Genomic DNA, 23,780 nt, shown 5'->3' on the forward strand with positions numbered 1-23,780 from the left:
CAGCTACTGTTTTTAATCCAGCATCTTCCAGGGCAGGGCTTCGCCAAAGCGCAGTGGCTTGAGCTGCGCCCCTTCGCCGTATGCAAAGCTCACGGGCGGTGTCCAGCTTTCCTTGACCAGGGTGATGGTGTCGGTGTTGCGGGGCAGGCCGTAGAAGTCGGCGCCGTTGAAGGACGCAAAGGCTTCCAGTTTGTCGAGAGCCCCGACGCCGTCGAACACCTCCGCATACATCTCGATGGCGGCGTGGGCACTGTAGCAGCCGGCGCAGCCGGTCGCGGCTTCCTTCAGATGCGCTGCATGGGGTGCGCTGTCCGTGCCCAGGAAGAACTTGCTGCTGCCGCTGGTAGCGGCCTGCACCAGCGCCAGGCGATGGGTTTCGCGCTTGAGGACCGGCAGGCAATAGAAATGCGGGCGCACGCCGCCCAGGAAGATGGCGTTGCGGTTGAACAGCAGATGCTGGGGCGTGATGGTCGCAGCCAGGAAATCATCGGCCTCAGCCACGTACTCGGCGGCTTCCTTGGTCGTCACATGCTCCATGACGATCTTGAGCTCGGGAAAATCCTTGCGCAGAGGCTTGAGCTGCTGCTCGATGAACACGGCTTCGCGGTCGAAGAGGTCGATGCTCTGATCGGTGACTTCACCATGCACCAGCAGCACCAGGCCTTCGCGCTGCATGGCTTGCAGCGTCGGGTAGATCTTGCGCAGATCAGTCACGCCATGGTCGGAGTTGGTCGTGGCACCTGCGGGATAAAGCTTGCAGGCCACCACGCCGGCCTCCTTGGCGCGCACGATTTCCTGAGGGCCCAGGTTGTCCGTCAGATACAGCGTCATCAGCGGCTGGAACTGGCTGCCTGCAGGCACAGCCGACAGAATGCGGGCGCGGTAGTCCGCAGCCATCTCCGCCGTGGTGACCGGAGGCTTGAGGTTGGGCATGATGATGGCACGGCCCATCTGGCGGGCAGTGTGCGGCACCACGCAGCGCATGGCATCGCCATCGCGCACGTGCAAGTGCCAGTCATCGGGGCGGGTAATCGTGATGGTCTGAGTCATGGCCGACATTGTCCCATCTTCGCTGGCGACAGGCCCGCACTCAAACCCATGCGGGCCCTGTCCTGGACCTGCGCACAGCGCGGTCATGGGTCCAGCTCTTGGGTATTTCCCAGGCATTCCTCTGGCATTTGGCGCTGAAATCCTCAAAAATGGGGTCAAGGAGGAAGTCTCATGTCTGTTCCTCAAGCTCTGGCCGGCACACCATTCCGGACCGACTTTCTCAGCGCCAGCGACGCAGCCCGGCTGGTCGCGCGCATCGGCATCACCCAGGTGCTGCGCCTGATCAGCCAAGCCCTGGAGGCCGACTTCGGCCGCTGGCAGGACTTCGACAAAAGCGCGCGCACAGCCGCCCATTCAGCCAGCGGCGTGATCGAGTTGATGCCGGTGGCCGATGCGCGAGACTACGCCTTCAAATACGTCAACGGCCACCCGCACAATCCACGCCTGGGCCTTCCCACCGTGATGGCTTTCGGCGCGCTGGCCGATGTCGCCACCGGCATGCCGCGCTTTGTCAGCGAGCTGACGCTGACCACGGCCTTGCGCACCGCCGCCACATCCGCCATGGCTGCGCGCCATCTGGCGCGCGCCGGCAACCGCAGCATGGCGCTGATCGGCAATGGCTCGCAAAGCGAATTCCAGGCTCTGGCCTTCATGGAGTTGCTGGGCGTGCGCGAGCTGCGCCTGTTCGACATCGACCCTGCGGCCTCGCAAAAGCTGCTGCACAACCTGCAGCCGTTCCTGCCCGATTTTTCCGCTACGGCCATCGTCTGCACCAGCGTGCGAGACGCCGTGGCCGGCACGGACATCGTGACCACCGCCACCGCCGACAAGACCCGCGCCACCATCATCCCCGGGCATTTGCTGGAGCCCGGCATGCATATCAATGCCGTGGGCGGTGATTGCCCCGGCAAGACAGAGTTCGATGCCAGCGCCCTGCAGCGTGCGCAGGTCTTTGTCGAGTACGAGCCTCAGACGCGCATCGAGGGCGAGCTGCAGCAAATGCCCGCCGACTTTGCCGTGACCGAGCTCTGGCGCGTGCTGCAGAAGCTGGCGCCGGGCCGGACATCGAACGCCCAGATCACCTTGTTCGACTCCGTGGGCTTCGCGCTGGAGGACTACTCGGCGCTGCGCACCATGCATAGTCTGGCGCAAGGCGCAGGCCTGCTGTCACAGATCGAGCTGGTGCCGGAGCTCGCCGACCCCAAGGATCTGTTTGCCATGGTGAGACAGGCAGCCAGTCCCCAGATCATCAATCTTGCGGCCCGTAAGACGGCCTGAAGCGGAGCGGCTCATGGCATACACATCGTCCACACTGATCGGTCTGCCCACCGATATCGGTGCCTCGCGCCTTGGCGCGGCCATGGGGCCCGATGCCCTGCGTGTGGCCCAGCTCGGTCCTGCGCTGGAACGGCTGGGGGTGCAGGTCAGCGATCTGGGCAATCTGAGCGGCCCCGCCAACCCGCGTGGCGCGCGCGATGCCCAGGGTCTGCGCAATCTGGCCGAATGCCTGAGCTGGAACCGGATCGCCCATGACGCGGTGCTGCAGGTGCTGCAGCAACACCGGCTGCCCATACTGCTGGGTGGCGACCATACGCTGGCCACAGGCTCCATCAGCGCCGTGGCCCGCCATTGCCGCGCCACGGGCAAGCAGCTGCGCGTGCTCTGGCTGGATGCCCATTCGGATTGCAACACCCCCGAAAGTTCGCCCACGGGCAATCTGCACGGCATGCCGGTTTCAAGCCTCTGCGGACTGGGACCGACGGAACTGGCCTCGCTGTCCGGCACGACTCCCGCCCTGCCCGCCTCATCGTTCTGCCAGATCGGCCTGCGCAGCGTGGACGAGAGCGAAAAGCACATGATCCGAGAGCTGGGGCTGGAGGTCTACGACATGCGGGCCATCGACGAACTGGGCATGCGTGAAGTGATGCGCCGCGCCCTGGTCAGCCTGCTGGGACGCAACGACAGGGACATCCACCTGCATCTGAGCTTTGACGTGGACTTTCTCGATCCTGACATTGCTCCCGGCACCGGCACACCGGTACGCGGCGGCCCCACCTACCGCGAGGCCCAGCTGTGCATGGAAATGATTGCCGACTCCGGCCGTCTTGCCTCGCTGGACATTGTGGAGCTCAACCCGGCCCTGGACCTGCGCAACCAGACGGCGGAGCTGGTGGTGGACCTGGTGCAAAGCCTGTTTGGTCAAAGCACGCTGATGCGCGCCCCCCGCGACGTGCTGCAATGCTGACCGGCAGTCCGGCCCGGCCGCCATGAAAAAAGGCGCTCCTGCGAGCGCCTTTTTGCGGCTTGCCTGCGGTATCAATGCTGCAGGATCTTGTTGAGGAATTCCTTGGTACGCGGCTGGCGGTTTTCGGGATGGCCGAAGAACTCTTCCTTGCTGCAGTCCTCCAGAATCTTGCCGCCCACGTCCATGAAGATCACACGGCTGGCCACCTTGCGCGCAAATCCCATTTCGTGGGTCACGCACATCATGGTCATGCCTTCATGGGCCAGGCCCATCATCACGTCCAGCACTTCGCCGACCATTTCGGGATCCAGTGCCGAAGTGGGTTCGTCAAACAGCATGACGATGGGATCCATGGATAGAGCGCGCGCAATGGCCACGCGCTGCTGCTGACCGCCGGAGAGCTGGCCGGGGAACTTGTCCTTGTGAGCGGTCAGGCCCACGCGGTCCAGCATCTTGAGGCCACGGGTCTTGGCGTCGGCAGCACTGCGGCCCAGCACCTTCATCTGTGCGATGGTCAGGTTCTCCGTCACCGACAGGTGGGGAAACAGCTCAAAGTGCTGGAACACCATGCCCACGCGGCTGCGCAGCTTGGGCAGATCGGTCTTGGGATCGTGCACTGCCGTGCCGTCCACAAAGATCTCGCCCTTCTGGAAGGGCTCCAGCGCATTGATGGTCTTGATCAGCGTGGACTTGCCGGAGCCCGAAGGGCCGCACACCACCACCACCTCGCCCTTGTTGATATTGGTGGAGCAATCGGACAGCACCTGAAAGCTGCCGTACCACTTGGAAACGTTCTTGAGTTCAATCATTTTTCACTCCGACTTTTGTCAGTGATCCATCGCAGCGCCTGCAGCGGGCTCGGTCAGGCCAGGGACAGCCAGCAAGGGCCGTCCCGCAGCCGAGGCCGTCGTCCCCCTTGAGGGGGAGGGCGCGAAGCGACTCAGGGGGTGTTTCATCGAATAATGGCGATCTTCTTGTGCAGACGCTTGACGAACCAAGACAGTGCAAAGCAGATCACAAAATAGGTCACGGCAGCCGCCAGATAGGATTCGATGGGTCGGCCGAAGTTCTTGCCGGCGATTTCGAAGCCCTTGAGCATGTCGTAGGCACCGATCGCATAGACCAGCGAGGTATCCTGAAACAGGATGATGGTCTGGGTCAGCAGCACGGGCAGCATGTTGCGGAAGGCCTGAGGCAGCACCACCAGACGCATGTTCTGACCATAGGTCATGCCCAGTGCCTGGCCGGCAAACACCTGTCCACGTGGAATGGACTGGATGCCGGCGCGCATGATTTCAGAGAAATATGCTGCTTCGAACGCCACAAAGGTGATGATGGCCGAAGTCTCCGCGCCGATGGGCTTGCCGATCAGCATGGGCATCAGCAGGAAGAACCACAGGATCACCATCACCAGCGGGATGGAGCGCATGCCGTTGACATAGATGGTGGCAGGCAGGTCCAGCCACTTCTTGCCCGACAGGCGCATCAGCGCCAGCAAGGTGCCGAAGAAGATGCCGCCCAGCGTGGCGATCACGGTCAAGGACACGCTGAAATACAGCCCCTTCAGCACAAAGTTGCTGAACAGGTCCCACGAGAAAAACGACCAGTCGAGGTTGAGATTCATATCAGTGGCCTCCACCGCTGGCTGCAATCAGACCGGGCACGCGAGAACGCTTCTCGATGAAGGCCATGATGCGGTTGATGATGAAGGCAGAAATCACATACAGACCTGTCACAGCCATATAAATTTCGACGCCACGAGCCGTCTCTTCCTGGGCCTGCATGGCGAACATGGTCAGCTCGGCCACGGACACGGCAAACGCCACGGACGAGTTCTTGAACACGTTCATGGCCTCGCTGGTCAGCGGCGGAATGATGATGCGAAACGCCATCGGCAGCAGCACATAGCGGTAGGTCTGGAAGGTCGTGAAACCTACTGCCATGCCGGCGTAGCGCTGGCCCCGCGGCAAAGCCTGAATACCGGAGCGCACCTGCTCGGCAATACGGGCAGAGGTGAAGAAACCGATCGCAAACACCACCAGCACAAAGCCCGGCAGGGACTTCATTGCGGGGAAGATGGCCGGAACCACGTGGTACCAGATGAACACCTGGACCAGCAAGGGAATATTGCGGAACAACTCCACCCAGGCATTGCCCAGGCGCACTATCCACGGACGATCGGGCAAGGTACGCAAGGTACCGATGACTGCGCCCAGCACCAGAGCGATGACCAGCGACAGCAATGCCACCGACACGGTCCAGCCCCAGGCCGACATCATCCAATCCAGATAGGTGATGTCACCGTTCTTGCCAAAACAACTCTGCCCGACCTCTTGGGTAATGGTGTCCTGACAGAACACCTGCCAATCCCAACTCATACGAGCACCTCTTTCATTCTTGGTTTATGAGGGCAAACGCTCACACCGGCCCTCGCAACAAAAAAGCCCCTTCTAACCGCTTGGCAGAAGGGGCGGTACACCTATAGGCGGGATTACTTGACTTCGTAAGCTTCCATGGGCTTGTCGTTGGGGTGAGCCCACGCATCCTTGGTCGCTGCCGACAGTGGCAGACCCACCTTCACGTTGTTGGGAGGAATGGGCTGCAGGAACCACTTGTCGTACAGCTTGGTCAGAGAACCATCCTTGATCTGACGCACGATGGATTCGTCCACAGCCTTCTTGAAGGCGGGATCGTCCTTGCGCATCATGCAGGCGATGGGCTCCACCGACAGCACTTCGCCCACGATCTTGTAATCGTTGGGAGCCTTGGACTTGGAGATATTGGCAGCCAGGATGGAGCCGTCCATGATGAAGGCATCGGCGCGGCCGGTTTCCAGCATCAGGAAGCTGTCGGCGTGGTCCTTGCCCATGACTTCCTTGAAGGTCAGGCCGTCAGCGCGCTTGTTCTTGCGCAGGGTCTGCACGGAAGTCGTACCCGTCGTGGTCACGATGGTCTTGCCGTTCAGGTCCTTGATGCCGGTGATGCCGGAGTTGGCACGGGTGGCAATGCGCACTTCTTCCACATAGGTGGTGAAGGCAAAGGCTGCATCCTTCTGACGAGCCGTGTTGTTGGTGGTGGAGCCGCACTCGATGTCCACGGTGCCGTTCTGCACCAGAGGAATACGGTTTTGCGAGGTCACGGGCTGGTACTTCACTTCCAGCGCTGTCAGGCCCAGTTGCTTCTGGATGTCCTTGAGGATGCGCTCACCCATTTCGGTATGGAAGCCTACATATTTGCCATTGCCCAGCGTATAGCCCAGGCCGGACGATTCACGCACGCCCAGAGTGACGCTGCCGGTGGACTTGATCTTGGCCAAGGTGTCATTGGCCTGGGCAAACACGGTGCCAGTTGCCAGTGCGGTTACGGCGATGGCCAACAAATGCTTCTTCATACGGATCTCCTATTGGTAAGGACCAAAAACGCTTGCCACTCCTTAACGCATCGCCCTTTGTGAGGGTGGACAGGTTGCGTTAACAAATGTACTGCACACATTGTGCAGTCATGAAGATGGCTGAAATGCAATCATTTCTAAGACTTTTCCCGTAGGTGATTCAGGAAGGCAACCACCTACTTACCGCCTCAATCTTGTGTTGCAAAGCAGCACCTCTTTTTGTGCAAGCTGCGAACTCTAATGCTTTCGTGATTTCACAAGCCAATGCCGATGGCAAAAATCCTTATGCGCAACTTGCATATTCAGTATTAACCCGATGCATAACATTAGGGTTTTCACCAGTAAAACACCTGAAATCACGGCAAGCTGGTCACACAAGCAAAAAAAGGGCCAACTGGCCCTTTTGGAAGAAAAGCAACACTCGATCAGGTTACACAGCCTTGACCTCGCCACCCGCAATCTCGCCCTGCTCCTTGAGGAAGTTCCAGAGCGCGGCAGCTCCTCCCTGAGGGGCATCGCCCGTGGGTTTTTCCCGATAGGCCCGCACTTCCATGTCCATCTGAAAACCGGTCACGCCTTCCGGCACTGCACGCACCAGTCGACCGGACTCCAGATCGCCGCGTACCGCGCTGTAGGGCAGAAAGGCCACGCCATGACCTTCCAGGGCCATGGCCTTGAGGCCTTCGGCCATATCGGTTTCATAGACGCGCTCGAGGTGCACGGCCTCGGCCGCCTCCTTGAGGATCAGCTCCGTCACCCGCCCCAGATAAGCGCCAGCGGCATAGCCCAGGTATGGCAGCGGCTGACCCTGGCGGCCGGGCAGGGCAAAGATGGGGTTGCCGTTCTCGTCCGGCTTGGAGTACGGAGCCAGCACCTCATGCCCCAGGCTCACCATCTCATAGCGCGAAGGGTCCAGCTGGAAGGGCTGAGAAGAGTGGTAGTAGGCAATCAACAGATCGCAGCCACCTTCCACGAGACGCATCACCGCATCATGCACATTGAGTGCGAACAGACGGCTGCGGAAGGGACCGAACTTCTCGTGCACGGCCGAAACCCAGTTCGGGAAGAACGTGAACGCCAAGGTATGCGGCACGGCAAAGCCCACCATGCCCTTGCCCGCACTGACGTGGGCACGCAACATGGTGCGGGTGCTCTGCAGGGACTGCAGTATCTCCAGCGCCTGCTCGTACATGGTCTTGCCTGCTGGCGTCAGTCGCGTTGGATACGAGCTTCTGTCGACCAGATCGGTTCCCGCCCAGGCCTCCAGCGCCTGGATGCGGCGCGAGAACGCAGGCTGCGTAACGTGGCGCAGCTGGGCCGAGCGGCTGAAACTGCGGGTTTCAGCAAGGCTGACAAAATCTTCAAGCCATTTGGTTTCCATAGACTCTCATTATCCGCTGCCCTGCACCAAAGCTGTGCAACGGAGGTAATCCTTGTTGGCTAGTAAACGGGACAAAACACAGACTCGACGATGAGCCATGCCTTGGTCGCCAGACCCTAGGGTAATGCCTGCCGCCGGACGTAAGCCCTGCGACATAGATACCTTGATAATATTTGTTCACATCTATCCGGTGTGTCTACTCGCTCCAAGCCATCCCGGCGCACAACGCCGTGAAGGTCAAGGAACAACATAAGGACTTACGCAAACAAGAATGCAACGCGGCCTGCCTCCTGAGGCAATCGTCTTGCCGGAACCCGTTTTGCGTAAGTCGTGAACATAAGGGCATTCTCATCGAGTGCGCGCGGATCACGCCATTCAGGCGAGCTGCCCTGACTCCTGTGTGTTTTTCTGACTTTCCGCGTTCATGTCCTCCACTCCTCCCGAGACCGATGGTGCCGCCGATGCCGGCGCGCGCCCGGACGAGCCTCGTTCCCTGCGCATTGAAGACTGGCTGACCGTGATCATCATGGCCGCTCTGGCCCTGATCACCTTTGCCAATGTGCTGGTGCGCTACTTCACCAACTCCTCCTTCGCCTGGACCGAGGAAATCTCGGTCTTTCTGATGATCTTGCTGGCCCTGGTCGCAGGCTCTGCCGCCGTGGCCCGCAATCAGCATATCCGCATCGAGTTCTTCTCGGACAGCGGCTCCGTCCAGCGCCGCAAGGCACTGGCCCGGTTCGGCTCTCTGATGGTGGCATTGCTGTTTGCCATCATTGCCGTGCTCAGCGTGCGCGTGGTCTGGGACGACTTCCGTTTCGAGGAGACCTCGCCCGGCATCGGCCTGCCCCAATGGTGGTATTCGATCTGGCTGCCCGTGGTCTCGGCACTGATCACCGCACGCGCCATCGGCCTGTTCATCCGCCAGGGCAAGCCCGGCGCCTTCCCTGACGAACCCGTGGAAAAAGACCACAGCAAGGAGATCGCATGATCGCCACCTTGCTGTTCGTGGCCTTTCTGGGCCTGATGTTCATTGGCGTGCCCATAGGCGCCGCGCTCGGTCTGGCCGGTGCGGCCGCGATTGCCCTGGCCAATGCCGATACACAGTGGTTCGGTCTGCTGGCCGTGCCGCAGAATTTCTATGCCGGGCTGGGCAAATATCCGCTGCTGGCCATTCCCATGTTCGTGCTCGTGGGCTCCATCTTCGATCGCTCGGGCGTTGCCTTGCGGCTGGTGAACTTTGCCGTGGCCATCGTGGGCCGCGGCCCCGGCATGCTGCCGCTGGTGGCGATTGCCGTGGCCATGTTCCTGGGCGGCATCTCCGGCTCCGGGCCGGCCAATGCAGCGGCCGTGGGCGGCGTGATGATTGCCGCCATGAGCCGCGCCGGTTATCCCAAGAGCTTCTCCGCCAGCGTGGTCGGAGCAGCCGCAGCAACGGACATTCTGATTCCGCCTTCGGTGGCTTTCATCATCTACTCGGTACTGGTGCCAGGCGCTTCGGTGCCGGCCCTGTTCGCGGCCGGCATGATTCCCGGCGTGCTGGCGGGTATCGCGCTCATCATTCCCGCCGTGTGGATGTCGCGCAAGCACAAGATGGGCGCACTCGAAGCCTCCATGCCCCGCCCTCCGTTCTGGAAAAGCCTGCGCGAGGCCTCCTGGGGTCTGGCCGCTCCGGTGCTGATCCTGGGCGGCATGCGCATGGGCTGGTTCACCCCCACCGAAGCCGCCGTGGTCGCCGTGTTCTACGGACTGTTCGTGGGTATGGTGATTCACCGCACCATCGGCGTGCGCGACCTGTTCCCGATTCTGCGCGAAGCGGGCGAGCTGTCGGCCGTGATCCTGCTGGTGGTGTCGCTGGCCGGCATTTTTGCCTTCTCGCTGTCCACCCTGGGCGTGATCGATCCCGTGGCCAATGCCATCGTGAACTCCGGTCTCGGCGAATACGGCGTGCTGGGCCTGCTGATCCTGCTGCTGATCACCGTGGGCATGTTCCTGGACGGCATCTCGATCTTCCTGATCTTTGTGCCGCTGCTGCTGCCCATCATGAACCACTACCAGTGGGACCCCGTCTGGTTTGGCGTGATCCTCACGCTCAAGGTGGCACTGGGCCAGTTCACACCGCCGCTGGCCGTGAACCTGATGGTCAGCTGCCGCATTGCGGGCGTGCGCATGGAGTCCACCGTGCGCTGGGTAGGCTGGATGCTGCTGTCCATGTTCGCCGTGATGATTCTGGTCATTGCCTTCCCGCAGCTCGCACTGTGGCTGCCCGCAAGACTTGGCTACTAACCCCCTGAGCGGCTATGTCTAGGCGGCCCCACCACTTCCCCCCTCTCTCTCGCTTCGCGGGAGGGGGACGACACCAGCGCTGCGGGGCGGCGCGGCCAGCTTCGGCCCTTGCGCGGTGTCCGCTGAGATGGGCCGTGCTGATTCCATGTGCAATGCATCCAACAAGCAAAGCATTTTTTCGTTTCTAAAAGGGAGACAAACCAAATGAAACTTCGTACCTTCCTCGCATCCGCAGTGGCCACGGCCGCCGCTTTGGCCTTTGCATCGCCCATGGCCATGGCACAGACCAAGTACAAGAGCGAATACCGCATGTCCCTGGTGCTGGGCACGGCCTTCCCCTGGGGCAAGGGCGGCGAGCTGTGGGCCGACAAGGTGCGCGAGCGCACCCAGGGCCGCATCAACATCAAGCTCTACCCCGGCACCTCGCTGGTCCAAGGCGACCAGACGCGCGAGTTCTCCGCACTGCGCCAGGGCGTGATCGACATGGCCGTGGGCTCGACCATCAACTGGTCGCCGCAGGTCAAGTCGCTGAACCTGTTCTCCATGCCCTTTCTCTTCCCCAACTTCAAGGCCGTGGATGCCGTGACCCAGGGCGAAGTGGGCCAGGAAATCTTCAAGACCCTGGAAAAAGGCGGTGTGGTGCCTCTGGCCTGGGGTGAGAACGGCTACCGCGAAATCTCCAACTCCAAGCACGCCATCAAGACGCCTGCCGACCTCAAGGGCATGAAGATCCGCGTCGTGGGCTCGCCCCTGTTCCTGGACACCTTCACGGCCCTGGGCGCCAACCCCACGCAGATGAGCTGGGCCGATGCCCAGCCCGCCATGGCCAGCGGCGCCGTGGACGGCCAGGAGAACCCCATCGGCGTGTACATGGCGGCCAAGCTGCAGTCCGTGGGCCAGAAGCATCTGACCATGTGGGGCTACATGAACGATCCGCTGATCTTTGTGGTGAACAAGGACATCTGGAACAGCTGGACACCGGCTGACCAGGCCATCGTCAAGCAAGCCGCGCTGGATGCCGCCAAGGAAGAAATCGCCATCGCTCGCAAGGGCCTGGTCGAAGCCGACAAGCCTCTGCTCAAGGACCTGGCCGGCCTGGGCGTGACCGTGACCACGCCCAACGCTGCCGAGCGCGAAGCCTTTGTCAAGGCCACGCGCCCCGTGTTCGACAAGTGGAAGAGCCAGATCGGCGCACCGCTGGTCGACAAGGCAGAAAAGGCCATTGCCGCTAGTCAGAAATAAACTCCCCCTGAGCCGCTACGCCTAGGCGGCCCCGCGGCTTCCCCCTCTCTCTTCGGGAGGGGGACGACACCCTCGCTGCGGGGCGGCCCTTGCTTGGTGTCACTGGTTTGGTCCGCGCCAGCTGCACGGCGCCGCAGATAGTAAAAATCCCCGCACGGCTTGCCGTGGCGGGGATTTTTTTGCTATTAATATCAAAGCTATAAGCGCCTGATATAAGTGAATTTCAATATCAAATCAAATTGAAATGCAAGCACATCAAGCGCAAGAAGCTTTCAATTCAATAGCATTCAGATGGGCGATACCAAGGGCTTGCCATCCAGATGGCAGCGCATATTGGCGATGAAGCGGTCCACCGAGTTCTGCACCGCCTCGGGCGACCAGCCGCCCACATGGGGCGTCAGCACCACGGCGTCCAGATCGATGAGTTCCTGCGGCGGCAGCGGCTCGCTTTCGTAGACATCCAGCCCGGCACCGGCCAGACGGCCTGCGCGCACGGCGTCTGCCAGCGCCCGGGTATCGACCACCGAGCCGCGTGCGATATTCACCAGCACGCCTTTCTCGCCCAGTGCCTCGAGCACCTCGGCATTGATCAGATGGCGCGTGCCCGCGCCACCCGGCGTGGCCACCAGCAGCACATCGGCCCAGGCAGCCAGCGCCAGCAGATCGCCGAAGTACTGGTGCTCGACACCCTCGCGCGGCTTGCGGTTGTGATAGCCGACGGGCATGTCGAAGGCGGCCGCGCGCCTGGCGATCTTGGCGCCGATTTGGCCCAGCCCCACGATGCCCAGGCGCTTGCCCGAGACATTGGCCGGCAGCGGCAGGGCCGAGCGCCAGATGCCGGCACGCGTGGCCTTGTCCAGCTTGACGATGCCGCGCACGGCGGCAATCAGCAGACCCATGGCGTGGTCGGCCACGCAGTCGTCGTTCGTCCCCACGCCGTTGCCGACAGCAATCCCGTGCGCTTTCGCATAGGCCACGTCGATGTTCTCGTAACCCGCGCCCATGGCGCAGACCAGCGAAAGCCGGGGCATGCGCTGCATCTGCGCGGCCGACAGGCCCGTCGCGCCAATCGTGCACACACATTGCACGCGCGCGCCGTGGGCGGCGATTGCGGCCTCGGCCTGATCGGCCTCGGGCGCATAGATCACATCAAAGTCGGCAAAGGTCTGCTCCATCTGCTGCAGATGGGCGGGGACCTGGAGGTTCAGAACTAGCAGGGCAGGCTTCATGGCGGGAACGCGGCGCTTTCATGGAAAACGCCTATTTTGAGCAGGCTGCGCCAGCCCTGCCCGCGCATGGTCAAAGCCTGCCTCTATCCCTGCATCACAGATCCAGCACCAGACGGCCCGACCTGGCACGCGAGCAGCAAGGCAGGAACTGATCGTTGGCCGCCTGCTCGTCTTCGGTCAGATACATATCGCGGTGATCGGGCTGACCCGAGATGACGCGCGTCAGACAGGTGCCGCAGACGCCCTGCTCGCACGAGGTCTGGACGCAGACGCCGATGGACTCCAGCGCCTGCACCACGGTCTGCGCCGGCGTGACGCGCACTACCTGGCCGCTGCTGGCGACTTCCACCTCGAAGCTCTCGTCGTCGGCGCGATGCTCCACTTCGGCGGCAAAGAACTCGTAGTGCAACTGCTCGGCAAGCCAGCCCGCCTCTCGCGCCGTGTCGAGCACGGCGTCCATGAAGCCCTTGGGTCCGCACACATACAGATGCTGGCCCTGCTCTCTTTGCTGCAGCAATTCGCTCAATCCCAGCGAAGACTTTCCATTCACGTCATCCACATGGATCTGCGCCTTGTCAGCCCATTGCGCAGTCTCGATGGTCTGGGCAAACGCCATGCGCTCGCGCGAGCGGCCGCAGTAGTGCAGTGCGAAATCCGCACCGTCGCTCGCCAGCTTGCGCGCCATCGCCAGAATCGGCGTGATGCCTATGCCGCCTGCCAGCAGCAGGTGTTTGCGGGCCGGCGCATGCAGCTCGAAATGGTTGCGCGGCAGGCTGATGGTGATCTGCTGGCCGGCCTGCAGCTGTTCGTGCACGGCCGCCGAGCCACCGCGCGAGGCGGGCTCGCGCAGCACGGCAATCACATAGCGATCCAGCTCGGCGGGATCGTTGCTCAGCGAATACTGGCGCACCAGCCCGCCAGGCAGGTGCACATCGATGTGCGAGCCGGCGCTGAACGGCGCCAGGCTGGCGCCTTCCAGAGCCCGCAATTCCAGGCTGCAGATACCGGCTGCCTGCTCCTGCTTGTGCGCAATGCGCACCTCGAACGTGGTTTCAGTCTTCATCTCGGGTACTTCTCTTTTGCTTGTGCGTCGCTAGGCCAGTGCCTGCGAGGCTTGCGCGCCGGCCTGGCGTAAGCGCTCGATCACGCGCCGTGCGCGATTGGGGCCCACATCCACGTGGATATCCACCACGGCGCGTGAACCAAAGCGTTGCTGGTTGCGGAACTGGGCTTCGATGACCACCTTGTCTTCTTCGAAAGTGGCCGCCGTCTGATCGATCACCAGCTGTGTCGTGTCCTGCATCTGCGGATGCGGATTGGTCGCAATCGTCCAGAAGTAATGCGCGCTGGTCTCCGTCTCCGGCGTCACGCCGTGAAAGCCGCGCATATGGAATCCTTCGCGCTCCGGGTTGTCCAGTCTGTCCTGGCCGGCATCCATGGCACCGGTCCAGATACGCACATGCGAGGGATGAAACTCCACTTCCTGCCAGCGGTCGATGCGGCTCTGAAAAGGCCAGGCCTGTGCATAAGTAGGTGGAGGGTCCGAATCCGGCATCCAGCGCACCACCTTCACGCTGTCCCCGTCCTGGCTGACCTTGAGATCCGCGTTCATATGCACGCGGGCGTTGCCGCCTATGGTCTTGAGGTGCACATAGCCCAGATGGCTCAGGTCCAACAGGTTGTCGTGAATCAGCTGATACGGAGCGTCGTAGTGGTAGACGCCGCCGCCAAAACGATATTGCGGGTCGCTGTGCACGGCATAGGCCGGCGGCTCCGTGCCCGGCGCGGAATCCGGTGTCGCGCCCATCCAGATCCAGAGAATCTGGTCGCGCTCGCGCAGCTCGAAGGACTTCACGCAGGCCTTGGCCGGAATCCGATCCTGGCCCGGTATTTCGAGGCACTGCCCCTCATGGCTGAAGAGCAGGCCATGGTAGCCACAGCGCAGACCTGCGGCTTCCACCGTGCCGCAGGACAGCGGCAGCTCGCGGTGGCAGCAGCGATCCTCCAGCGCCGCGACCCTGCCATCTTCCGTGCGGAACAGGACCATCGGCTGGCCCAGCAAGGTACGCGCCACCGGCTGCTCCTTCAGCTCCCAGGCAAAGCCCGCTACATACCATTGATCCAGCGGAAAGGCCGGCAGGGCCGCGCTCATGGGTTGAGAAATCTGGTTCATCGAAGTCTCCCTGGTCAATGAGCGGCAGCCACTGTCTCGGATGCAGCGCGCCTGTCCGCAGCCTGCGGGCCGGCAATACGATGCATGGACACGATGACGGCAGCCAGGACAAACGCCAGGCCGTAACCCAGGTACAGCTGATCGGGCGACCAGGCCGCATCCAGCAGGCCACCGGCCACCAGCGGCGACACAATCGCCCCGATGCGACCGATGCCTATGCCCCAGCCCACACCGGTGGCGCGCACATCGCTGCCGTAGACCACCGGCGCAATCGCATAGAGGCCAGCCACGCAGGCATTCACAAACACGCCGATCAGGAAGGCCAGCGTGTATGACATCCACAGCGCACCGGAGCTACCCACCAGAAAGCACAGCAGCACTGCCGTCACCAGCATGAAGACCGCCAGCGCACGGTGAATCGCGAAACGCGCCGCCAGCAGGCCCAGCAAGGTCGCGCCCAGAATGCCGCCCAGGCTCAGCAGCACGCCCGTGGTCACGCCCTGCTCGGGCGTCAGCCCCGAGGCCGCCAGCAGTTTGGGAGTCCAGCTCATCACGAAATAGAAACCGAACATCACCGAGAAGAAGGACAGCCAGACCAGCAAGGTGGGGCGCAGCAGCTTGGGAGACAGCAGCTGCAAAGGGCCCATGCGCTTGCCTTCACCGCTGCCTGCCGCCACGGCCTGAGGCAGGGAGCCCAGTGCCGGCAGGCCCATCTTGCGGATCAGTCCATTGAGACGCTGCAGCGCATTGGCGGGTCGCTTGACCAGCAGAAAGTCCAGGGACTCGGGCAAGGCAAACCAGGCCAGAACCAGCACCGCCAGCGTGGAGCAACCTCCGAACATGAAGACGGAACGCCAGCCATGGTGGGCCAGCAGCCAGACCGCGATACTGCCACCAATGGTCGCGCCCAGCGCATAGCCGGTCGATTGCAGCGTGACCGCCAGACTGCGCCAGCGCAGCGAGGCATATTCGCTGGCAATCACATTGCTGCAAGCCAGAATGCCGCCCACGCCCAGGCCCGTGATCACGCGCAGCACCGCAAGCTGCATGGGCGTCTGGCTCCAGGCCGAAGCCAGCATGCCCAGCCCGGACACGGCCAGGCACAGCAGGATCAGCGGACGGCGCCCCAGCTTGTCGGCCATGGGCGCCAGCAGCAGCGAACCTGCGGCCATGCCGAAGAGGCCCGCACTGAGCAAAAAGCCCAGTTCCGAGCCGCTGAGCTTCCAGTGCGCCGATACCGCCGAAGCCGTGAAGGCCATCACCAGCACATCAAAGCCATCGATCATGTTCAGGGCCATGCATACCGCGATGACCGACCATTGGAAGGTCGTCATGGGCCGCTGGTCCAGATGCGCGCGCAAATCCTGTTCCATCGTTGTCTCCTTGTTTTTTATCATTCATTCAGCATACTGAATCACATTCAGTTTACTGAATGAAATCTTGATCCAGCACAAGTGAATTCCCTAGTCGTGCCGGTTCACAGCCGGCGCTGGCCGGCGTGATCGTGATGAAGCCGCCGCGCCAGAACGGGCTGCTAGCCGTTGATCGCCGCTTGCTCGCCGGCTTCAGTGCTGTCGTGCAACTGCACGAACTTGCGCAGCAGACGCTTGAACTCCGCCTGCTCCTCGGGCTCCAGCGCGGAGAGCATGCGCTGCTGCAGCTCGTAGACATTGGGCACAAACGCGGCCAGCATGGCTTCGCCCTCGGTGGTCAGACTCAAACGGCGCTGACGCCTTGGCAGCAGCTCCCGATGAATCCAGCCCTTGCTTTCCAGACGCGCAGCGATATCGGCCGTGGTCGAGTTGTCCAGTGCGACAAGACGCGCCAGCGTCACCTGGTCGATGCCGGGAGACTCTTGCAGCATGCGCAGGATGGCGTACTGAACCGGCGTCACATCGGGGCCCAGCACTTCTCGAAACAGCAGCGCAGCAATCTGCTGGGCTCGTCGAATCAGATGACCTGGCTGGTCGTAGAGATCCAGGGAAAGCGGGTTGGGTGTGGTGGGCGATTCCATGCAGCAGCGTAGCAAGGGCAGCGCTGCCTATGGACAGCGCTGACTCCGATTCGGGGAGCTGCAAGATTACTCCATCTACAGACATGATCTGCCCCTGCCTGCTGCCGCTCAAGCCAGCGCCGCAACACCCGACTCGTTTTTCTCCTCGTCGATCAGGCGCTCGATGATCTTGCGCGACTGCACGCCGCCAGCATCGATATTGAGCTTGAGCAGCTGACGCTGCGGATAGTCCTCGAGGTTGCGCTGCTGCAGCTCCAGCATCTCCAGATCTTCGCTGAAGATCTTGTGCTGGCCCTGCTTGATGGCTGCCGTCACCGATGCATCGCCGGGATTGAACTTGCGCGCCATGCCCCAGAAGTACCACATGCTGCCATCGGTCTCCGGAGTGATGAAGTCCACCACCATGCTGTAGACCTTGTGCTCGTCCCCAGCGTCATAGCCGCCCTTGCCCGCATGTGCCACACCGACCTCGATCAGCACATGGCTGGGAGGGGTGAAGCGGCAGACCTGCCAGCGGTCCACAGGCACGTCATCGGCCAGACCGTTGCTGCGCAGAGCCATCTTCCAGAACGGAGGTGCCTCGATATTCTCCATGAAGCGGCTGGTGACCACCTCGCTGTCTCCTAGGACCTCGGTCTTGCAGGGCGTCTCGTCGATCTCGGCCTGACCGATGCTGCTGGCATGCACATAGGTCTCATGGGTCAGGTCCATGAGGTTGTCGATCATCAGGCGATAGTCGGCCTTGATGTGGAACAGCCCGCCGTCATAGGCCCACTCGGGGTTGTCATGCCATTGCAGATCCGGGATCAGCGCTGCATCGGCCGCATCCTTGTCGCCCGGCCAGACCCAGACAAAGCCGTAACGCTCTTCCACCGGATAGCTCTTGATGGCAGGAAAGCCGCGCACGCGCTGGCCGGGCATGGCAACCGTCTTGCCGTCGCAGCCCATCTCCAGCCCGTGATAGCCGCAGACCAGCTTGCCTTCGCAGACGCGGCCCAGCGACAGCGGCGCGCCGCGGTGCGGGCAGAAGTCTTCGACGGCGGCCATCTTGCCTTCCAGGGCGCGGTAGAAAACCATGCGCTCGCCGCAGATCTGGCGCCCCAGCGGCTTGTCCGTGACTTCGGCCGCCGTGGCAGCGACGTACCAGGTGTTGCGAGGATAGGTGGGCTGTGCTTGCTTGCTCATCGTGGGTGTCTCCTTGTATTTATCGGTCGGGGTCGGGTCCGGGCAACGCCTGCTGCGCCACGGACCGTGCATCAGCGGCTGGCGCGAATCAGTTGCGCACCGGGCACGCGCGTGGTCTCGGGCGAGCGCATGGCTTCGCGCAGATTGCGCCGCGCAATGCGCGAGTGCTCTTTCATCAACGCCTCGGCACGCGCGCCTTCGCGGTGCTCGATGGCGTCTATCACTTCGCGGTGCTGCTCCTGCGCCAGGATCAGGCTGCGCAGCGCACGCGGCGACTCGGAGCCGGCCACCACAAAGCCCGAAGGGGAGGCAAAGGGCAGGCGCTTGACCCGTTCCAGCTCGCGCTGCATGAAGCTACTGCCCGACATCTCCAGCAGGATGTCGTGAAATTCGGAGTTCAGGGCCACATAGGCGGAAAACGCTTCGTCGCCCCAGTTCTGGGCATCCAGCACACGGTCGATGGCATCCAGGCAGCGCGCGGCTCTCGCCAGCAGGGCTTCATCCACCCCGCGCTCTGCCGCCATGCGCGCCGCCAGACCTTCCAGCGTGCCGCGCAGCTCGATGGCGTCCGAGACATCTGCTTCGGACAGCACGCGCACCTTGTAGCCGCGCCCGCCGGACGTGGCCTCCAGCATGCCCTCCTGCTCAAGTCGCATCAGCGCTGCGCGTATGGGAGTGCGGGAGATGCCCAGACGCTCGGCCAGCACCAGCTCGGAGATGCGCTCTCCGGCCGCCATCTCGCCGGCAAGAATCATTTCGCGCAGCTGCAGCTGCGCCTTCACGACCTGGGAATGGTTTTCTTCCGCTGCAGCAGCGGGGGCAATGGAGGGTGGCATGTCTCGCGGGTATTTAGTTCTTGGTAGATGGAAGAAATGTATACATAAAAATCAAAAAACAGCTATTTAATTGGAAAAACAAGGGTAAACACCTAACAACATGTATACACACAAGCAATGCAGGCGAAAAAAAAGCCACCCTGAGGTGGCCTGTGAGAAGTCTGGCTAAAAGTGGCGCACTCAGGCGGGAATTTCCGCAGACTCCGCCTGGTTGAGCTGCATATTCCACATGCTGGAGTAACGCCCTGCGGCGGCCAGCAGCTCCTCATGGGTGCCGCGCTCGATGATGCGGCCGCTGTCCATGACCAGGATTTCATGCGCTTCGACCACGGTGGACAGGCGGTGGGCAATGACCAGTGAGGTCTTGCCCTGCGCCGCGCTGCGCAGCTCGTTCTGGATGGCGCGCTCGTTGGCGCTGTCCAGTGCCGAAGTCGCTTCGTCAAAGATCAGGATCGGCGGGTTCTTGAGCAGGGTGCGCGCAATCGCCACACGCTGCTTTTCACCGCCAGAGAGCTTGAGGCCGCGCTCGCCCACCCGCGTGGCATAGCCCTGCGGCGTGCGCTCGATGAAGTCATGGATGCGTGCAGCCTTGGCCGCTGCAACCACCTGTTCCTGCGTGGCGCCCGGTTGCCCATAGGCGATGTTGTAGGCCACCGTGTCGTTGAACAGCACCGTGTCCTGCGGAACGATGCCCACGCAGTGACGTACGCTGCTCTGGGTCACCGTGCGGATGTCCTGCCCGGCAATGCGCACATGGCCGCCCTGCACGTCGTAGAAGCGAAACAGCAGACGTGCCAGCGTGCTCTTGCCCGAACCCGAGGGACCGACCACGGCCACGGTCTTGCCCGCAGGAATGGTGAAGCTCACGTCATGCAATATGGGCCGCGCGCTATCGTAGGCGAACTGCACGTTTTCAAAGCGCACTTCAGGCGGCGGATTGTCGATCTGCAAGGGCTGAGCACCGGGCGCATCGGCCACTTCCCGCTCCTTGTCCATGAGCGTAAACATGCGGTTCAGGTCGGTCAGGCTCTGCTTGATCTCGCGGTAGATCACGCCCAGAAAGTTCAGCGGGATATAGAGCTGAATCATGAAGGCATTGATCATGACCAGATCGCCCAGCGTCAGCCTGCCGTCGACCACGCCTTGCGTGGCACGCCACAGAATGGCCACCAGCGCCGCTCCGATGATGAGCTGCTGGCCGCAGTTGAGCATGGACAGCGTGGTCTGGCTCTTGAGCCGCACGCGGCGCAGGTTTTCGAGGTTCTCGTCGTAGCGCGCTGACTCGAACTGTTCGTTGTTGAAGTACTTGACGGTCTCGTAATTGAGCAAGGAATCGATGGCCTTGGTATGGGCCGCCGACTCCTGGGCATTGGCCTCTTTTCTGAAGCGGGTGCGCCACTCCGTCACGGTGACCGTGAAGCCGATATAGAACACCAGCGCTGCCAGCGTGATCACGGCAAACCAGATGTCGAAACGCACGGCCAGAATGCCCAGCACCAGCGCCATTTCAATCAGCGTGGGCAGGATGGAGTAGAGCGAATACGAGATCAGCGACTCGGTGCTGCGCACGCCGCGCTCGATGTCCCGCGTCATGCCTCCGGTCTGGCGCTCCAGATGAAAACGCAGGCTCAGTGCATGCAGATGCTCGAAGGTCGACAGCGCAATAGAGCGCGATGCTCCTTGCGTGGCCTTGGAAAAGACCAGATCCCGCAGCTCGGTGAACATGGTGGAGGAAAAGCGCAGCAATCCATATGCCGCCAGCAGACCCACGGGGACCACCAGCACGGCCTGGGCCTGCCCGGGCTTGATATCCAGCGCATCGACCAGATGCTTGAGCAAGATGGGCACGCCCACATTGGCCAGCTTGGCGCAGATCATGAACGCCAGCGCCGCCAGCGCATGCCATTTGTAGCGCCAGATGTAGGGAAAGAGGCGACGCAGCGTGGCGCCGTCTGACTGGTTTGCCGCTACTGCGGCTTCTTCTGGGGTTGCAGGTAACTGTGAACGCATTGTGGGGCTGTGTCGCCCTGCAGGCAGTCGGAGCCGCGGTAGAGGGCGTCTATTTCTATGACGGGAATCTGGGTACCCACGAATTCTGCCTGTCCCGTCACTTTTGCGCTCACCCAGACCAGGGTGAAGGGCTGCAGCAACTGCCTGTCATACGGGCCAGCACCGCAGGCCTTGAAGAAGCTTGCCTCGCGCGGCCAGGACAGAAAGCCCTGCTCGCTGAACTCGGCATGCATCAGAACCATGCAATCGCGCTGCTCGCCGACCGCCTCTATGCTGCGCAGCCCGCCAGCCCAGCAGACACGCGCATTCAGCGCACCGGCCTGCAAGGCCTGAGCGGGCGTCATTGAAGTGAAAGGCCCGGCCAGCGCTGCCGCTCCGGTCAAGGGCTCCGGATGGCAAGAGGGCTGCACGGCCTGTACAAGTGGCTTGAGCGACGTTGCTGGTGTCACATCATCTCTACCCGGTACTGGGGCTTTTACCGGATGGCTGCTGCAGGCCGACAGCAGCACACTCAGACCCACGCCCACCCACCACAAACACCGTCCCATAGTTACTCCCTACTTACTTGCCCGAACCGTCGTTAGTGGCTTTCTCTCGCCAACATGGTAGAAACCCGATGTTGAGGGACAATTCAATCTTTCCATTCGTGTCACAGATTTCCATGCCCCCCCGTTCGCCCGACCTTCCCAGCGTTGCCCTGCCCGCCGACAAGGAACTGGTTCTCAAAGTCGTGCCCATGCCTGCCGATGTCAATGCCAATGGCGACATCTTCGGTGGCTGGGTGATGGCTCAGGTGGATCTGGCCGGCTCGGTGCTGCCGCAGCGCATCAGCCACACCCGCATGGTGACCGTGGCCGTCAACGAATTCATCTTCAAGCAACCCGTGCGCGTGGGCGACATTCTGTCCTTTTACGCGGGCGTACAGCATGTGGGTCGCACTTCGGTCGCCGTGGATGTGGAAGTCTTTGCCGAGCGCTTTTCCGACCAGGGCAAATATGTGAAGGTGACCGAGGCCCGCCTGACCTATGTGGCCATTGATGCCACCGGCAAGCCCCAGTCTCTGCCTGATACCGAGCAGACACGTGCCTGGCGCGAGAAACTCCAGGCTCAGGCGGCCGCCAAGAGCTGATCCACACGTCGAGCATGAAAAAAGCGACCTCTAGAGGTCGCTTTTTTCATGGGCTGTGCGCAGAGATTCAGGCGACTGCAGCGCTACCCGTCGTTTCATTGCTGCTGGCCACAGCCCCCACCTGGCTGCTGGTGCTGCCGGCACTGCTCTTGCTCCAGGCGGAAGCAGAGGCATTGCTGGAACTGCTGGTGCCGAAACGGGTTCCCGCTTCGATCTGCCCCGTCAGCTCGCCACCCTCTTCGATCACCACCTTGCCATAGCGGATCGTTCCGCTGACCTTGCCGGAGCCATAGATCACCAGCTTTTCGCGCACCGTGAGAGTACCGTCGAACTTGCCGTGGATTTCTGCAATATCGATCTCGGCCGTACCGTGAAACGCCCCCTGCTCGGCAATCTTGATGACGCGGGAGTTCATGGTCGCCTCAACCGTTCCCTCCACGACCAAGGTGTCGCAGTCCGTGATTTCCACGCCCTTGAGCTTGATGTTCGGGCCGACGGTCAGCTTGCTGCCACCGTTTTCCTCCGCAAGAGGCGCGGTGGGAGCTGCAGTCGAAGCCGCACGCATGGTGCTGGATGGTGCCGTGCCAAGACCCGCGTTGCTCAGAGAGCTGGCGCCAGATGTCGCAGCAGTATTCGCTGTCGAAAGCCCGGTGACGGAACTGCGTGAAGGAAAGTTATCGTTATCGCGTTTGCCGAAGAACGGGTTTTGCACAGCCATGGCAGGAATCTCCTAGTCAGAAAGTGCCATCCTATGCAGCATAAGTAGCAACATTTACCGTCATCTCGCAATAACGGTAAGCAAAGCTTTCATAAGTTTCAGTTACTTGCATGCATTGCCTGATCTCACACAATGAAAGATTTGGCAGCATCCGGGCAAGCGTTCACTTGCCCGTCTTTGAGGCACGTTTTGCTGCCCGTCCATATTTCGCTGGCGCTTTATGCTCTCGTTTCAGAGATCGTCAAGAGACGATATAGGCCGCTGTGCCGGTAGAGAGCAACTCGCCATCCACCGACAGAAACTCCATCTGAGTATTCGCCACCCGCGAGCCCAGGCGCAGCACTCTGGCAGTGAGCAGAAATTCCTTGCCGATGCCGGGGCGCATGTAGTCCACACGCAGATCGATTGTGCCCAGCCGGGAAAAACGATGCAGTCTTTGTGCGGGCGTATCGTCCATATGCTTGGCCGCAATGGCCGCCATCACAGCCAGCCCGCCCATGGAGTCCAGGCCGGCGCTGATCACGCCGCCATGAATGCGCTGGTAGGCCGAATGCCCGACCAGATCAGGTCGCATGGCGATATGCCCCTGCACCAGCGTGGGCGTGATCTCGCCGATCTTGAGCCCTATGGTCTGGTTGAAGGCCACGCGCGTTTCAAAGATCTCGCGCAAGCCGGAGATGAACTCAGGCTCGAACTGCACGGACTCGGCAATTTCCTGCGCTGAATTACGGGACGGTACGGACCTGGATGTCATAGGCAACCCTGAAAAGAGGTCAAAGAAAAATCGCCCGGCAAGGGGCGATTCTCAGATCGGCACTGGTACACGCTGGCGAAGCTGGCCCGGATTCGACACATGCCGAAATCCGGATGGTGCTTTGGGTAGCACCGTCACCC

General features: G+C 61.9%; 23 protein-coding genes. 6 read left to right on the plus strand and 17 right to left on the minus strand.

The features are described from left to right. Nucleotides 1–12: 12 nt before the first annotated feature. Nucleotides 13–1,059 carry a dihydroorotase gene (gene pyrC / locus CSE6_RS19900; RefSeq protein WP_034377145.1) on the minus strand — a complete coding sequence of 349 codons (1,047 nt, stop codon included), beginning with the start codon at nt 1,057–1,059 and terminating at the stop codon, nt 13–15. A gap of 162 nt (nt 1,060–1,221) precedes the next feature. Here pyrC and CSE6_RS19905 point away from each other — a divergent pair, with 162 nt between their 5' ends. Together CSE6_RS19905 and rocF are read left to right on the plus strand one after the other, a co-directional pair. Next, complete coding sequence (locus tag CSE6_RS19905) at nt 1,222–2,328, plus strand: ornithine cyclodeaminase (protein ID WP_034377147.1); 1,107 nt, start codon at nt 1,222–1,224, stop codon at nt 2,326–2,328. 13 nt (nt 2,329–2,341) lie between these two features. After that, the gene (gene rocF / locus CSE6_RS19910; RefSeq protein ID WP_034377148.1) at nt 2,342–3,295 is read left to right on the plus strand and encodes an arginase; all 954 of its coding nucleotides are present in this window, start codon (nt 2,342–2,344) and stop codon (nt 3,293–3,295) included. A gap of 71 nt (nt 3,296–3,366) precedes the next feature. On the opposite strand, the gene CSE6_RS19915 is transcribed toward rocF, so the two are convergent. The 5 genes from CSE6_RS19915 to CSE6_RS19935 form a co-directional block, all read right to left on the minus strand. After that, nucleotides 3,367–4,104 (minus strand): amino acid ABC transporter ATP-binding protein, encoded by a 738-nt coding sequence (locus CSE6_RS19915; RefSeq protein ID WP_034354453.1) that lies wholly within the window; start codon nt 4,102–4,104, stop codon nt 3,367–3,369. A gap of 143 nt (nt 4,105–4,247) precedes the next feature. Further along, the gene (locus CSE6_RS19920) at nt 4,248–4,919 is read right to left on the minus strand and encodes an amino acid ABC transporter permease (protein ID WP_003068096.1); all 672 of its coding nucleotides are present in this window, start codon (nt 4,917–4,919) and stop codon (nt 4,248–4,250) included. Between the two features lies 1 nt (nt 4,920). Further along, nucleotides 4,921–5,673: an amino acid ABC transporter permease gene (locus tag CSE6_RS19925; RefSeq protein ID WP_003068095.1), complete on the minus strand. Its 753-nt coding sequence runs from the start codon at nt 5,671–5,673 to the stop codon at nt 4,921–4,923. A 113-nt stretch (nt 5,674–5,786) separates the two neighbouring features. After that, nucleotides 5,787–6,686, minus strand: a complete 900-nt coding sequence (locus tag CSE6_RS19930; RefSeq protein WP_003051113.1) for a transporter substrate-binding domain-containing protein — start codon at nt 6,684–6,686, stop codon at nt 5,787–5,789. A 430-nt stretch (nt 6,687–7,116) separates the two neighbouring features. After that, complete coding sequence (locus CSE6_RS19935) at nt 7,117–8,067, minus strand: LysR substrate-binding domain-containing protein (protein ID WP_034354456.1); 951 nt, start codon at nt 8,065–8,067, stop codon at nt 7,117–7,119. Nucleotides 8,068–8,491: 424 nt separating this feature from the next. Between CSE6_RS19935 and CSE6_RS19940 the strand changes: the two genes are divergently transcribed. The 3 genes from CSE6_RS19940 to CSE6_RS19950 all read left to right on the plus strand — a co-directional run bounded on the left by CSE6_RS19940 (nt 8,492) and on the right by CSE6_RS19950 (nt 11,592). Next, entirely contained in the window at nt 8,492–9,055 is a 564-nt protein-coding gene (locus tag CSE6_RS19940) for a TRAP transporter small permease (RefSeq protein WP_003068089.1), read from the plus strand. Then, a complete protein-coding gene (locus CSE6_RS19945) occupies nt 9,052–10,350 on the plus strand; it encodes a TRAP transporter large permease (protein WP_034377150.1) in 1,299 nt (432 codons plus the stop codon). Before CSE6_RS19940 ends, CSE6_RS19945 begins: the two co-directional genes overlap by 4 nt. 204 nt (nt 10,351–10,554) lie before the next feature. Next, a complete protein-coding gene (locus tag CSE6_RS19950; protein ID WP_003068083.1) occupies nt 10,555–11,592 on the plus strand; it encodes a DctP family TRAP transporter solute-binding subunit in 1,038 nt (345 codons plus the stop codon). A 287-nt stretch (nt 11,593–11,879) separates the two neighbouring features. On the opposite strand, the gene CSE6_RS19955 is transcribed toward CSE6_RS19950, so the two are convergent. The 9 genes from CSE6_RS19955 to CSE6_RS26180 all read right to left on the minus strand — a co-directional run bounded on the left by CSE6_RS19955 (nt 11,880) and on the right by CSE6_RS26180 (nt 21,488). After that, nucleotides 11,880–12,821 (minus strand): 2-hydroxyacid dehydrogenase, encoded by a 942-nt coding sequence (locus CSE6_RS19955; protein ID WP_034377151.1) that lies wholly within the window; start codon nt 12,819–12,821, stop codon nt 11,880–11,882. 94 nt (nt 12,822–12,915) lie between these two features. Continuing rightward, complete coding sequence (locus CSE6_RS19960; RefSeq protein WP_034377153.1) at nt 12,916–13,884, minus strand: PDR/VanB family oxidoreductase; 969 nt, start codon at nt 13,882–13,884, stop codon at nt 12,916–12,918. 30 nt (nt 13,885–13,914) lie between these two features. After that, complete coding sequence (locus CSE6_RS19965; protein ID WP_034377154.1) at nt 13,915–14,994, minus strand: Rieske 2Fe-2S domain-containing protein; 1,080 nt, start codon at nt 14,992–14,994, stop codon at nt 13,915–13,917. 14 nt (nt 14,995–15,008) lie between these two features. Continuing rightward, nucleotides 15,009–16,367 (minus strand): MFS transporter, encoded by a 1,359-nt coding sequence (locus CSE6_RS19970; RefSeq protein WP_034377155.1) that lies wholly within the window; start codon nt 16,365–16,367, stop codon nt 15,009–15,011. A 161-nt stretch (nt 16,368–16,528) separates the two neighbouring features. Then, nucleotides 16,529–17,008 carry a MarR family winged helix-turn-helix transcriptional regulator gene (locus CSE6_RS19975; RefSeq protein WP_003081275.1) on the minus strand — a complete coding sequence of 160 codons (480 nt, stop codon included), beginning with the start codon at nt 17,006–17,008 and terminating at the stop codon, nt 16,529–16,531. Nucleotides 17,009–17,116: 108 nt separating this feature from the next. Next, entirely contained in the window at nt 17,117–18,193 is a 1,077-nt protein-coding gene (locus tag CSE6_RS19980) for an aromatic ring-hydroxylating dioxygenase subunit alpha (RefSeq protein ID WP_034377157.1), read from the minus strand. Nucleotides 18,194–18,264: 71 nt separating this feature from the next. After that, entirely contained in the window at nt 18,265–19,029 is a 765-nt protein-coding gene (locus tag CSE6_RS19985; protein ID WP_034377158.1) for a GntR family transcriptional regulator, read from the minus strand. A gap of 180 nt (nt 19,030–19,209) precedes the next feature. Continuing rightward, entirely contained in the window at nt 19,210–21,039 is a 1,830-nt protein-coding gene (locus CSE6_RS19990; RefSeq protein WP_034377160.1) for an ABC transporter ATP-binding protein/permease, read from the minus strand. Further along, entirely contained in the window at nt 20,997–21,488 is a 492-nt protein-coding gene (locus CSE6_RS26180; RefSeq protein WP_193751149.1) for a hypothetical protein, read from the minus strand. The genes CSE6_RS19990 and CSE6_RS26180 overlap by 43 nt, the downstream gene beginning before the upstream one ends. 212 nt (nt 21,489–21,700) lie before the next feature. Here CSE6_RS26180 and CSE6_RS20000 point away from each other — a divergent pair, with 212 nt between their 5' ends. Further along, on the plus strand, nt 21,701–22,168 hold the full coding sequence (locus tag CSE6_RS20000) for an acyl-CoA thioesterase (protein WP_003068067.1): 468 nt from the start codon (nt 21,701–21,703) through the stop codon (nt 22,166–22,168). A gap of 67 nt (nt 22,169–22,235) precedes the next feature. Here CSE6_RS20000 and CSE6_RS20005 read toward each other — a convergent pair whose 3' ends face one another. Both CSE6_RS20005 and CSE6_RS20010 read right to left on the minus strand, forming a co-directional pair. Next, a complete protein-coding gene (locus tag CSE6_RS20005; RefSeq protein WP_034377162.1) occupies nt 22,236–22,886 on the minus strand; it encodes a polymer-forming cytoskeletal protein in 651 nt (216 codons plus the stop codon). 241 nt (nt 22,887–23,127) lie between these two features. Next, nucleotides 23,128–23,640 (minus strand): thioesterase family protein, encoded by a 513-nt coding sequence (locus tag CSE6_RS20010; protein WP_034354492.1) that lies wholly within the window; start codon nt 23,638–23,640, stop codon nt 23,128–23,130. Nucleotides 23,641–23,780 lie beyond the last annotated feature (140 nt).

Origin of the sequence: Comamonas sp. E6, assembly GCF_001010305.1 — a bacterium.
GTDB lineage: Bacteria > Pseudomonadota > Gammaproteobacteria > Burkholderiales > Burkholderiaceae_C > Comamonas > Comamonas thiooxydans.